The following is a 12,953-nucleotide window of genomic DNA, read 5'->3' on the forward strand; positions in this document are numbered from 1 at the left end:
ATAGTTAAAAATGGCTGATGAAGAAGAAAAAACCGAAGAACCCACCTCCAAAAAAATAGAAGATGCAAAAAAAGAAGGAAATGTTTCTAAATCAATGGAAGTGACAGGAGCAGCTATTTTATTTTTTGGATCTATTTATTTATTATTCTTTTCATCTTTTTCAACTATGGAAATTAAAAAATTGATGATGTTTTGTTATGGATTCATAGGTCAAGAATTGGATTCAACTGTTTATTATTCAATAACTTATAGTGTTGTAATGACACTTTTAAAAGCACTTGCACCATTATTTATATTGATAGTTGTTCTAGTATTTGCTAGTAATTTTACACAATTTGGTTTAGTTGCAATTCCTTTAAAATTTGACTTGCAAAAGCTAGATCCAATAAAAGGTTTTGGAAATATTTTTGGTTTTAAGAAGTTGATTGAAGCTTTTAAGTTAACTTTAAAATTAATAGTGATTATAACTGTTATGTGTATACTATTTTTATTGACTAATAAAGAATTTTTAGCAATGATGAATCAGGAAACTGGAGCTACTATTTCATCTATGCTTGAACTAGCAGTTTATTTTATTTTTACTATTCTGCTAATTATTATTATTTTTGCTATAATAGATTTTTATTTTTCTAGACATTATTATATGAAATCTTTAAGAATGAGTAAACAAGAAATTAAAGATGAATATAAAAATATGGAGGGAGATCCTCAAGTTAAAGGTCGAATTAGAAGAATTCAAATGCAAATGGCGCAAAAAAGAATGATGAGTTCAGTTCCTGAAGCAGATGTTGTTATTACAAATCCAACTCATTACGCAGTTGCATTAAAATATGATAATAAAGTTGATACAGCACCAAAAATAGTTGCTAAAGGTATAGATTTCTTAGCACTTAAAATCAAAGATGTAGCAAAAGAAAATAAAATACCAATAATAGAAAACCCAGCACTCGCAAGATCTTTATATGATCAAATAGATATTGATAAAGCAATACCAAGTGAATTTTATAAAGCAATGGCTGAGATTTTCTCTTATGTATATGAATTAAAAAGAAAAAGGTAAAAGTTGAAATTATTTATAACACTATTTTTATTAATAAATATTTTATATGCAAAAAAAGATTTTTATTATAGCTTTATAGATTCATCTGGAACGCAAATATCTGAACAAAGAAAACAATCTATTTCAGATGGTTTTGATATTTTACAAAATGCTAGAAATCTTGCTCGTGATGATAAAATAGATGAAGCTTATGCGGAAATAAAAAGTTTTAAAGAAAAAAATAAAATAAAAGTATTAACATCAGATATCAATATTTTGTATGCTGAATTGTCTTTAAAAAAGCAATCAAAAAGATTGATTATTGATGCAGAGAGAGAACTTGAGTCAGCTATTAATGCATCTTCTATAAATCAAGGAGATTTAGCAAAGGCATATATGCTTTTGGTTGAGTTAAAACTTAATACAAATAAAATAAATGATGCTAAATATTTTTCTCAAATAATTATTGATAATTTTGATGACGAAGTAACAAAAACATATGGTAAAATTTCTCTTGCAAAAGTTTATAAATATCAAAAAGATTATCCAAGAGCAATAAAATATTTATATGAAATCTTAACAGTAACTCATGATAAAGTAGTAGCGACATTGGTTGCAGATGAACTTTTTGATATTTATATTTTAGATGGAAAATTAGATAAAGCAAACGAATTAATATCACAAGTTTTAAAAACAAATATAGAATTTTATGCAAATGATTCTTATTTAGCTAATAAGAAAATAAATAAACTCATAGATGCTGGAATGCCAGAACATGCTTCAGAAATTTTAAAAGAACTACTATTAAGAACAACTAAAGAAGATTCAATTGAAGATTTTAAATATAAACTAGCAAATACATATATGTTGATGTATGACAAAACTAATTATTATTTAGAAAAAGCAAAAGATTTATATAAAGATATAATAAATGATTTTCCTCAAGGAATACATGCTCAAAATGCAAAAATGTATATTGATGAAATTTTAATGAGACAAGGATTTTTAACGCCAAGTGTTGTTGCAGCAAAATATTTAGAGAGTGAAGCAATGCAGCAGAAAGCATTATTACAAGAACTAATGAATTATAAAACAGATAAAAAGTTTGAATTAATAATGAAAACTGAAAAAGTTTACAAAAAGATCTCAAATGAAATTACTAAGAGATTTGGTTATAAAACTATTAATGAGATTTTTGATGAAATAAATATTGAACTAATTAAAGATTATTTAGCTCAAGGAAAATGTTTTGAATTAAATGATATATTAAAAACTTCAAGAAATGAAACACTAGAAAAATTAATAGAAGATGAAAGTACTAAATATACTTTTTTTGAATGTTTAGTCGAAGCACCATATGAAAGAGCATATTTACAAATAAAAGATACTTTTAATAAAACTAGGGATGCAAATATATATTTATATTTGGAAAGAATGGCTTTTTCTCTAAATTTAAAAGATGAAGCCTTAGATTATTCAGCAAAGGTTGAAATGGTAAATGATATTAATGTTCTTTCAAAAGAGTTTTTATATAGATATCAAATATTAAAATCTAAAGGAAATAGTATTGATATGGAGAAATTCTTCTCTTATACTCAATTAAATCCTGATTTTATAAAATCAAATGAATCAAATCCAATAATTATTGATTTTTACAATGATTACTACTTTTATTTATTACAAAACAATGATAAAACAAATGCAAATATTATATTAAAAAAATTATATGACAAACAAAAAGCAGTAAAAGCTTTTATTTATTCGCCTTTTGTAGAACTTGAATTATCTAAACAAGAAAAAGAGTTAGATAACAAACAAAAATCTATTGATTATCTTCTTGAGGCTCTTAAAAATACAAGAAAAATAAAAGCAAACGATGAAGTTAAAATATATTACGATATTTTAAATTTATATGATAGTTTAGGAAATAAATCTAAAAAAGATGAGTATGTTTTAAAATGTAAAGAAGTGAAAGATAGTGTTGATAGTTTGTATAAAAAAATGTGCGATGAGATGTAATGGATATAGATAAAATATTAAATAATATTGATTCAACAAATCTTTCAATTGCTTTTGGACGAATTGTAAATATATCAACAACAACATTAAATGCAACAGGTCTTGAAGTAGCTGTTGGTGATATTGTAAGAATCGAATCGGTTTTGCATCTAGGTTCAGTTTTAGGAATGGTAGCTTCCATTAATGATTCATCTTTTACAATTGTACCCTTTTCATTTATTGATGGCTTTAGAATACATGATAAGGTATATTTACAAAAAGATGGCTTATCAGTTAAATGTGGATATGGACTTCTAGGAAGAGTTGTAAATGCCTTAGGTGAGCCAATTGATTCTAAAGGTAAAATTAAAGATTTAGAACAAAACGCTCCAATTAATAAAGTTTCAATGCCTGCATTAGAAAGAGGTATTATTGATGAGAAATTTGCAACAGGTGTTAAATCAATAGATTCAATGTTAACAAGTGGAAAAGGTCAAAAAGTTGGAATCTTTGCAGGTTCAGGAGTTGGTAAATCTACTTTAATGGGAATGATTGTCCGAGGTTGTGAGGCTCAAATAAAAGTAGTTGCATTAATTGGGGAAAGAGGAAGAGAAATCCCCGAGTTTATACACTATAATTTAGATAATAATTTAGAAAATACAGTAATTATTGCAGCTACTTCTGATGAGTCTGCATTAATGAGAAAATATGGAGCTTTTACAGCAATGGCAATTGCAGAATTTTTTAGGGATAAAGGTCATGATGTATTATTAATGATGGATTCAGTAACAAGATTCGCTATGGCACAAAGAGAAATAGGATTAAGTACAGGAGAACCACCTGTTAGTCGTGGTTATCCACCTTCTGTATTTGCTTTATTACCACAATTAATGGAGAGGGCAGGAAATAATAAAAAAGGTTCCATTACAGCTTTTTTTACAGTTTTAGTAGATGGTGATGATATGAATGATCCAATTGCTGATCAAAGTAGATCTATCCTTGATGGACATATTGTTCTTACAAGAGAATTAACAGAACAAGGCTTTTATCCACCTATAAACCTTTTAAAATCAGCATCAAGAGTTATGGACAAGGTTGTTGATAAAGAGCATTATAATGACTTTTTAAAGTTAAAAAGAGTATTATCTTTGATAAAAGAGAATGAAGTTCTAGTAAGAGTTGGTGCTTATAAGCCAGGTATGGATTCTGAACTTGATAATGCAATGGCAAAAAAAGAGAAGATAAGAGATTTTCTTACTCAAGATACTCAAAAGATTATAGGTTTTAATGAAACTGTTGCTATGTTTAAAAAGGTTTTACAATGATTAATTTAAGACAACAAATAATTAGCATCATTAATAAAAAAACTTTTGTATTAAAACATCAAAGAAAAAAAAATCAGCTACAATTAGTTGATTTTTTTAATTAACTAATAAAATAATAAGTAATAAATGAATTTTAAAAAAATATTCTCAAAAGATTTAATTGTTGTTGCATTATTTGTTTCAATATTAGCAATTATAATTGTTCCTTTACCAAAAGGAATGCTAGACTTTTTCTTAGTTATATCTTTATCTTTATCATTGCTAATTTTATTGATATCTTTATATATTCAAAAACCATCTGATTTAACTACATTTCCTACAATTATCCTAATACTCGCACTTTTTAGGCTTTCTTTGAATATTGCAACAACCAGATCAATCTTAAGTGAAGGTCATAATGGACCTGAGGCTGTTAGTTCTATAATTGCAGCTTTTGGGGAATTTGTTGTTGGTGGAAATATGGTAATTGGTATTATCGTATTTGTTATTTTGGTATTAATTAATTTTATGGTTGTAACTAAGGGTGCAACAAGGGTTGCTGAGGTAACTGCAAGATTTACACTTGATTCAATGCCTGGTAAGCAAATGGCCATTGATGCTGATTTAAATGCAGGATTTATTGATGATAAGCAGGCTCAACAACGAAGAAAATCTTTAATTTCTGAAGCCAACTTTTATGGAGCTATGGATGGATCATCTAAGTTCGTAAAAGGTGATGCTGTTGCTGGTATTATTATCACTATGGTAAATCTTATTGGAGGACTTTTAATAGGTCTTTTTCAACATGATATGACAGTTGCTCAATCAGGAGAAATATATACAATTTTAACTATTGGGGATGGATTAGTAGCACAACTTCCAGCTTTAATTTTATCAACTGCAACAGCTATTATTATTACACGTTCAAATATGGATGAAGATAAGTTTGCAAATCAATCTGTTGCTCAACTTGTTAAAGATAGTCGTTCTTTAATTTTAGTTGGTATTGGAATGATTCTTTTTGGATTTATTCCAGGTTTTCCTACTGGAATCTTGATGATAATGGGTTTATTAATGATGTTTATTGGGTATGTAATAAGCATGATTGAAGCTGAAAAAGATAATGCAATTACTAGATTCTTTAAACCACAAGAGCAAAAAGTAAAAATTGATGAAAATGTTTCTACTTTAAAAGATAAAAAGAAAAGTATGGCTGTTCCTGATGAAAATAAAACAATTGAAACTATAATGAAACTTGAAGTTTTAGAATTAAAATTGGGAATAAGACTTTTACAATTGGTTCAAGGAAATTCAGAGTTATTAGATAAAATTAAAGCTATTAGAAAAACAATTGCAAGTGAATTAGGATTTGTAATTCCCCAAATTAGAATCTCAGATGATTCAAATCTAGCTGCAAATGAATATCAATTATATTTGAAAAGAATCCCACTTGTAAAAGGAAAAGTTGAAGTTGATAAACTTCTTGCAATGGGTGGATTAGCTAATGAAAAACTAGTAGGTTTAAAAGTAAAAGAACCTGTATTCAATTTAGATGCAACTTGGATTGCTTCAACTTTAAAAGAAGAAGCTTTAATGAAAGGTTTCACTGTTGTTGATGCTCCAACAATTATTTCAACTCATATCTCAGAAATTATTAAAAAACATGCTGAAGATATTATTACTAGACAAGATATTGTTGATATTATAGATAGATTGAAAAAAGATTTCCCAATTGTTATTGAAGAGGCTATGAAGGTTACTTCTTATGGATCTTTATTAAAAGTATGTAGAGATTTATTACATGAGAAAATCCCTATTATAGATATGCTAACAATCATTGAAGCAGTGGCAGATATTGCAGAATTTACAAAAGCTCCTGAGGTATTATTGGAGCATGTAAGAGCTAAACTTTATAGACTTATTACTCAAAAATTTAAAGATACTGATGGTGTTTTACATATTATTACTATTAAACCAGAGTTAGAACAGCAATTTATAGGAAAAATTCAAGAACATCATGGAGTATCTCAATTAATGCTTTCAATTGCAGAAATTAATAATTTAGTTACAAAAACAAAAAAACTTCTTGATACTATTGAAGTAAAAGGTTTTTCAAAAATCACTATGGTTGTAGATCCAATATTAAGAAAACGAATTTCTGAAATTTATGAAAAATTTGGTTTGCAAGTTTCAGTTTTATCCCATGCAGAACTTGATTCAAAGGCAAACTTTGCTATTGAAGGTACCTTAGAGTTTTAAGATGAAAATATTTAAATTTATAAGTTTATTTTTTTTATTTGTAAGCACATTATTTGCAGATGTAAAACTATATCTTCCTTCTCATACTTTAGTTAAAAATGAAGCCTTTATTTTTGTTTTAGAAGCATATGGAAATGATATAACTTTTCCAAATATATCATTAATAGATGGCCAAATTGTTCAGGAAGTTGCAAGTTCAAACTCCACAAATATTATAAATGGAAATATAACAAAACAAATAAAAAAAACTTATTCTTTTTATCCAACAAAAGATTTTATTTTGCCTTCTTTTGAAACAATAATTGATGGAAAAAGTTATAAAACAAATGAAGAGAAAATAAGTATCCAAAAAGCTTTAAAAACACAATCTAATTTTTTTGATTTTAGTATAAAAACAAATAAGAATGATTTATATATTGGCGAGAATTTTATTTTAACAATGACTTTTAAATATAAAAAAGATATTGATATTCTTGATTTATCTTTTGATAAACCAAATTTTGAGAATTTTTGGTATAAACAAATTGATAATTCTAAAAAATATGAAGATGGTGATTTTACTGTTTTTGAAATAAAATTTTTAATGTTTGCATTAAAAGAAGGTGATCGGAAAATTGAACCACTTGGAATCAATGCTAAAATTATGGATAATAACTCTTATTCGATTTTCTCATCAACGAGAAATAAAAAAATATATTCAAATGAATTAAACTTTAATATTAAAAGTTTACCTGCAAATATTAATTTAATTGGAGAATTTGATATAAATGCTTCTGTTGATAAGCAAACAGTAAAAAAAGGTGAAGCAGTTTCTTTTAAATTAAGTATTAAAGGAAAAGGAAATATAGATGATATTCATGATATTAAAATTCCTATAGATGAAGTTACAATTTATGAAAATAAACCAATTATTAAAACACAAATTTCAAATGATGAATATCTTGGGGGATGGGAAAAAGTATTTTCAATTATTGCAAATAAATCTTTTACAATTCCAAGTGTTAAAATTGATTATTTTGATAAAACTTTATCTAAAACAATATCCAAACAGACAAATAGCTTTGACATTCAAATTTTAGATGAAGAAATAAAAAAAGATGTAGTATTAGAAAAAGCAACTAAAAAAATAATACCAGAAGAAGATACTAAAGAGATAATAAAAGTTATTGAAAAAACTTCAACTTTAGATAGAGTTATTTTCTTCTTTTTAGGGATAGTTTTTTCTTTATTAATAATAAGTTTATATTTTTATGTTATAACTTCAAAAAGAAAAAAACAAGAAGATAAACCTTTAGTAAAAAAAGTTAAAGAGTCAAAAACAAAAGATGAATTACTAAAAACATTAGCTGTTTATTTAAAAATAGATACAAAATTAGATCTACTTATTTTTCAATTAGAAAAAACACAAGATATTAACTCTTTAAAGAAAGAGATTATAAAAACTTTAAAAGAATTAAAATTATAAGGATAAATTAATGAAAATTATATGGATATTTTTATTTACAATTACTTCAATTTTTGCAAGTGAATATTATGCAAAATTAGAGCCAATAGATAGCTTTCAAGTAAAAGCAGCAGTTTCAGGAAAGATTATATACTCAAATTCGGAAATTGAAGGCCTAAAAGCAAATAACTCAACAATAATTGAAATGGACTCAGAAGTTAATAAAGTTGATTTAGAACAATCAAGAAATAAATTAAAATATATAGATGAAATGATAAAAATAGAAAAAAATAATTATGATAGATTAAATCAAGTTTCATCAAAATCTGCATTTGAAAAAGATACTCAAAAATTAAAAGTAATTACCTTAGAATCTTCAAGATCAGATATGCTTATAAAAATTGAAACTTTAAAAGATACTATTTCAAATAAAAAGTTAGTTGAAAAATCTAATTATATTTTTAATATTGCAGTAAAAGAAGGAGATTATGTAAATGCAGGAACTTTACTTTATGAATCAAAAGATTTATCAAAAGGTAAATTAGAAATATATGTTCCTATTGCTCAAGTTGATGAAATTAGAAAAAAAGATATTTATTTGGATGGAATAAAAAGTGATATAAAAATATCAAAAATATATAATGTAGCAGATTCTGTAAATATTTCATCATATAAAGTTGAATTGATTGTAAATGATGTTAAAACATTTTCAAGGTTGGTAAAAATTGAATTCAGATAAAAAGAAAGTAGCCTGTCCAATGGATTGCTACGATGCTTGTCAAGGGCAAATGGTTGAAGGAAATATTAAAGGTTCAAAAGATAACTTGCTTACTAATGGTAAACTTTGTATTAACTTTGCAAATTTATTAAAAGAAGAAAATATCCAAAACTCATTATTTCAAGGTGAAACTATTTCCTTAGATAAATCTTTAGATATTTTAGTAGATAAACTTAAATCAACAACTCCTTCAAAAACTCTTTTTTATACAGGAAGTGGAAATTTAGGTGTAATGCAAAACTCTACAAAAAATTTTTTCACACAATATGGCTCAACTTTAACAAAAGGAAGCTTATGCGATGGAGCGGGAGGAGCTGGGATTGAAGCAGGAAGACAAAATGTCATAAATCCACCAATACAAAAACTTATAGATGCTGATATTATAGTTGTATGGGGAAGAAATTTCTCTGTAACTTCTTCTCATATGTATAATTTAGTAAAAAATAAAACTTTTGTAACTATAGATCCTATTTGCACAGATATTGCGAAAAAATCTAAAATACATATGCAAATAAATCCTAAAACAGATTATGAATTAGCCTTGCTTTTTACAAGATTTGCCTATATGCAAGATTTAGAAGATAGAGATTTTATAGAAGAGTTTGGATCTGGTGCTGATTGGTTTTTTGATATTTCAAGAAATAGGCCTGTTGTTTCTTATGAAGCAACAACCGGAGTTCCCCTTTCACAAGTAAATGATTTTTTTGATTTAATTGAAGGTAAAAGTGTTGCTATTATGTTAGGTTTAGGAATTCAGAAATATTTTGAAGGGGCTCAAATAACAAGATGTATTGATTCTTTTGCTGCTTATATGGGGTATCATAAACAAAAAGCAGGTGGAGTTTGGTATTTAAGTGATTCTGCTTTTGATTATAAAAAACAATTTGAAGTTAAGGGAAATAATAAAAAAGTTTCTATTGCAAAAACAGATTTTGGTTTATTTGATTTAGTATTTATCCAAGGTGGGAATCCAGCTGTTAGTGCTCCAAATAGTGCTAAGGTAATTGAAGGATTGAAAAAATCTTTTGTGGTTTATTTTGGTACAACTTTAAATGATACCTGTGAATATGCAGATTTAATAATTCCTTCAAGTTCTTTTTTATCAAAAAAAGATGTAAGACTATCATATGGCCATGAATTTAAAGCAATTTCAGAAGTAGTAGTTCCTTCAAATGGAAATACTATTAGCGAATATGAATTAGCAAACTATCTTTTAGAAAAATTTAATTTTGATAAATTAAAAGATGAAGATGAAGTTATTTCATATTATGAAAATCATAAACCTAATTTAAAAGATTTTGATACATTTGAATTTATTGAAGAAATTGATATTGAACCTTTATACAAAGATAAAACATCTGAAAATTTTTATTTTATTACTGCAAAATCAAAAAAATCTTTAAATTCTCAATTTGCAAAAGATGATTTTGTTTATTTACATTCATCAACAAATTTTAAAGATGATGATAATGTTATTATATCTTCAAAATATGGAAATGCAAAATTTACTGTGAAAATAAATGATGATATAAAAAGTGACTGTGCATTTCTATTTGCAGGGAACAAAAAAGTAAATTATTTAACACCTTTTGATGAAGATGAAAGTTCGAACTCAGCAATGTATCAAGAGCTATTGGTGGAAATTGAATTATCGTAAACTTTTTTCTGAACATAAGATTATAAGAGATTTATCTTTAGTTCAGTTTATTGCATACTTTGGTGCATGGTTTTCTAATGTTGCAATTTATACAATGCTTGTTAATTTTGGTTCAAGCGAAATGGCAATTTCAATAGTAACTGCAATGCATTTTTTACCAGCTATTTTAATTGCTCCATTTTCAGGAGCAATAATAGATAGAGTAAAAATTAAACCTTTAATGACTTTTTTGATTTTTATAGAATTAATAATGACTATCTCATTTCTAACAATTGATGATAAAAGTGAGATTTGGCTTTTGATGATTTTTATTTTTATTAGAATGAGTGCTGCTTCTATGTTTTTTTCAACTGAAATGTCTCTTTTGTCAAAACTTTTAAAAGGTAAACCTTTACAAATGGCAAATGAAATTCATTCAATTATATGGTCTTTTACTTATGCTGCTGGAATGGGTTTAAGCGGTTTTATTGTTAATTGGTATGGCGTAAAAATAGCTTTTATAATAGATGCTATAATTTTTACTATTGCATTGATAGTTTTTATAAGAATTGATTTTGTTGTAAAAGCAAGTGAGACTACTGATAATTTTATAAAGCTAATAAAAAATGGTTTTATATATATTAAGAATAATAAAATAGTTTTACATTTAATCTTTCTACATTCAAGTGTTGGATTAACTTCTTTTGATGCTTTAATTACTATTTTGGCAAAAAATGAATACAAATATATTATTTCAGTTCCACTTGCAATTGGCTTGTCAAATGCAGTTAGAGCCGTTGCTTTAATGTTTGGACCTGTAATATTATCGAAATATGTTACAAAAGAGAACTTACACTATTTATTGGTACTTCAAGGATTATCAATAATTTTATGGGGATTTATGCAAAACAATTTTTATATTTCTTTGATTGCATTATTTATTGTAGGTCTTAGTACTACGACTTTATGGTCATTTACTTATGCTTTATTACAAGATTACTGTGATGAAAAGTATATAGGAAGAGTAATATCTTATAATGATATGTTCTTTATGCTCTCTTGCGTACTTACAACTTTGTTTATTGGCTTAATGGCAAGTTTAACTTCTGTTGATATAATTACTATTCTTTTAGGGCTAGGATTTCTAGCTTTTGCTTTTTACTACACAAGGATATTAAAATGGATATAGTTGAAAAAGTTTTGCTACTTGCAATATTAAAAAAAGAGCCTAATGAAACTCTAAATGATGTTGTATTAACACTAGAAAATACAAATTTATTCTCTTTAAAAGAGGGAAAAAGATTGTTAAAAAAACTAAAAAGTGAAGAGTATCTTACTGATTCATATTTAACTTTTAAAGGTGAAGCAGTAGCTAAAAATGTTGAACAAGAATTTAAAATATAAAAGGGAAATAGATGATTTTAGATTATAAAGATATTGACGATTTAAATAGATATAAAATAATGTCTGGAACTGTGATTCCAAGACCAATTGCATGGATTGTAACAGATGATGATGGTGTATTAAATGCTGCTCCATTTTCTTATTTTATACCAATCTCTTCAAATCCTGCACTTTTAATTGTAGCTATTGGGAAAAAAGATGATGGAAGCCCAAAAGATTCTTTGGCAAATATTTTAAAAACAAAAAAAGCAACTATTTGTTTTGTAAATAAAGATAATGTTGATAAGGTACAAAAATGTGCAACTCCTCTTGGAAAAGAAGTTAGTGAGATTGAGAAATTTGAAATTGATGTTACAAATGTAATGGAAGGCTTTCCTCCTATGATTTCTTCATCTCAAAGTGCAATGTTCTGTGAATATTATGACACTTATGAAATTCCAGGAGATACAACACCTGTTGTTTTAGAGTTAAAGTATCAATATATTGAAGATGATAGAATAAACGAAAGAAATCATATAAATGTAGAAAATATTGGAAGATGTGGAGTTACATTTAAAGCTTTAGTAGATTTATAATTAAAAGGCTATCTTTAGCCTTTTAATGTATTTAGACTTTGTGATTATACAGCTGTATTTCCACAATGACCACATTTTTTAGCAGCAATTGGAATTTCCATTGCACACTCAGAACAAACTTTTGTAGTTGGTGCTGCTTCTTCAACAACTTCTTCTTTTTTAAGTTTATTATATGATTTAATAAACATAAACATAACAAAACCTAAAATTACAAATGAAATAGTATCATTTACAAACATTCCTATTTTAATGGCAGGAGCTCCGGCTTTTTCCAACTCTGCAAGTGTTGCATAAGAGTTTCCATCTAAAGAGATGAATAATTGAGAAAAATCAACCCTTCCTAGTAATAATCCAATTGGAGGCATTATTACATTTGCTACAAGTGATTTGATTAACGTAGCGAATGCAGCTCCAAAAATAAATCCCACAGCCATATCAACAACATTACCTTTAATCAAAAAATCTCTAAATTCTTTAAGCATATCTTTTCCTTTTAATTTTTTAAAATTATAATTG

At 26.3% G+C, this 12,953-nt stretch carries 11 protein-coding genes; 10 read left to right on the forward strand and 1 reads right to left on the reverse strand.

Features of this window, described 5'->3' with window-relative positions; genetic code table 11:
- Nucleotides 1-10: 10 nt before the first annotated feature.
- From flhB to ABVS04_RS05800, 10 genes are all read left to right on the forward strand, one after another.
- A complete protein-coding gene (flhB, locus tag ABVS04_RS05755; RefSeq protein ID WP_368029712.1) occupies nucleotides 11-1,060 on the forward strand; it encodes a flagellar biosynthesis protein FlhB in 1,050 nt (349 codons plus the stop codon).
- 3 nt (nucleotides 1,061-1,063) lie between these two features.
- The gene (locus tag ABVS04_RS05760) at nucleotides 1,064-3,058 is read left to right on the forward strand and encodes a tetratricopeptide repeat protein (RefSeq protein WP_368029713.1); all 1,995 of its coding nucleotides are present in this window, start codon (nucleotides 1,064-1,066) and stop codon (nucleotides 3,056-3,058) included.
- On the forward strand, nucleotides 3,058-4,362 hold the full coding sequence (fliI, locus tag ABVS04_RS05765) for a flagellar protein export ATPase FliI (protein WP_368029714.1): 1,305 nt from the start codon (nucleotides 3,058-3,060) through the stop codon (nucleotides 4,360-4,362). The genes ABVS04_RS05760 and fliI overlap by 1 nt, the downstream gene beginning before the upstream one ends.
- A 126-nt stretch (nucleotides 4,363-4,488) precedes the next feature.
- On the forward strand, nucleotides 4,489-6,600 hold the full coding sequence (flhA, locus tag ABVS04_RS05770; protein ID WP_368029715.1) for a flagellar biosynthesis protein FlhA: 2,112 nt from the start codon (nucleotides 4,489-4,491) through the stop codon (nucleotides 6,598-6,600).
- A gap of 1 nt (nucleotide 6,601) precedes the next feature.
- The gene (locus ABVS04_RS05775) at nucleotides 6,602-8,065 is read left to right on the forward strand and encodes a BatD family protein (RefSeq protein WP_368029716.1); all 1,464 of its coding nucleotides are present in this window, start codon (nucleotides 6,602-6,604) and stop codon (nucleotides 8,063-8,065) included.
- Between the two features lie 10 nt (nucleotides 8,066-8,075).
- A complete protein-coding gene (locus tag ABVS04_RS05780; protein WP_368029717.1) occupies nucleotides 8,076-8,783 on the forward strand; it encodes a hypothetical protein in 708 nt (235 codons plus the stop codon).
- Complete coding sequence (locus ABVS04_RS05785; RefSeq protein ID WP_368029718.1) at nucleotides 8,770-10,479, forward strand: molybdopterin-dependent oxidoreductase; 1,710 nt, start codon at nucleotides 8,770-8,772, stop codon at nucleotides 10,477-10,479. Before ABVS04_RS05780 ends, ABVS04_RS05785 begins: the two co-directional genes overlap by 14 nt.
- Nucleotides 10,466-11,647 carry an MFS transporter gene (locus ABVS04_RS05790; RefSeq protein WP_368029719.1) on the forward strand — a complete coding sequence of 394 codons (1,182 nt, stop codon included), beginning with the start codon at nucleotides 10,466-10,468 and terminating at the stop codon, nucleotides 11,645-11,647. The genes ABVS04_RS05785 and ABVS04_RS05790 overlap by 14 nt, the downstream gene beginning before the upstream one ends.
- Nucleotides 11,638-11,862, forward strand: coding sequence for a hypothetical protein (locus tag ABVS04_RS05795; RefSeq protein ID WP_368029720.1), 225 nt, complete (start codon nucleotides 11,638-11,640; stop codon nucleotides 11,860-11,862). Before ABVS04_RS05790 ends, ABVS04_RS05795 begins: the two co-directional genes overlap by 10 nt.
- 11 nt (nucleotides 11,863-11,873) lie before the next feature.
- Nucleotides 11,874-12,437 carry a flavin reductase family protein gene (locus ABVS04_RS05800; RefSeq protein WP_368029721.1) on the forward strand — a complete coding sequence of 188 codons (564 nt, stop codon included), beginning with the start codon at nucleotides 11,874-11,876 and terminating at the stop codon, nucleotides 12,435-12,437.
- Between the two features lie 44 nt (nucleotides 12,438-12,481).
- Here ABVS04_RS05800 and mscL read toward each other — a convergent pair whose 3' ends face one another.
- Nucleotides 12,482-12,919, reverse strand: coding sequence for a large conductance mechanosensitive channel protein MscL (gene mscL, locus ABVS04_RS05805; protein ID WP_368029722.1), 438 nt, complete (start codon nucleotides 12,917-12,919; stop codon nucleotides 12,482-12,484).
- Nucleotides 12,920-12,953: the final 34 nt, after the last annotated feature.

The organism is Arcobacter sp. s6 (assembly GCF_040884245.1).
In the GTDB taxonomy this organism is placed as follows: domain Bacteria; phylum Campylobacterota; class Campylobacteria; order Campylobacterales; family Arcobacteraceae; genus Aliarcobacter.

Excerpts from the sequence above, each read along its gene's own strand:
- flhB (WP_368029712.1), top strand. The coding sequence starts at position 11 with ATGGCTGATGAAGAAGAAAAAACCGAAGAACCCACCTCCAAAAAAATA.
- fliI (WP_368029714.1), top strand. The coding sequence starts at position 3,058 with ATGGATATAGATAAAATATTAAATAATATTGATTCAACAAATCTTTCA.
- flhA (WP_368029715.1), top strand. The coding sequence starts at position 4,489 with ATGAATTTTAAAAAAATATTCTCAAAAGATTTAATTGTTGTTGCATTA.
- ABVS04_RS05775 (WP_368029716.1), top strand. The coding sequence starts at position 6,602 with ATGAAAATATTTAAATTTATAAGTTTATTTTTTTTATTTGTAAGCACA.
- ABVS04_RS05780 (WP_368029717.1), top strand. The coding sequence starts at position 8,076 with ATGAAAATTATATGGATATTTTTATTTACAATTACTTCAATTTTTGCA.
- ABVS04_RS05795 (WP_368029720.1), top strand. The coding sequence starts at position 11,638 with ATGGATATAGTTGAAAAAGTTTTGCTACTTGCAATATTAAAAAAAGAG.
- ABVS04_RS05800 (WP_368029721.1), top strand. The coding sequence starts at position 11,874 with ATGATTTTAGATTATAAAGATATTGACGATTTAAATAGATATAAAATA.
- mscL (WP_368029722.1), bottom strand. The coding sequence starts at position 12,919 with ATGCTTAAAGAATTTAGAGATTTTTTGATTAAAGGTAATGTTGTTGAT.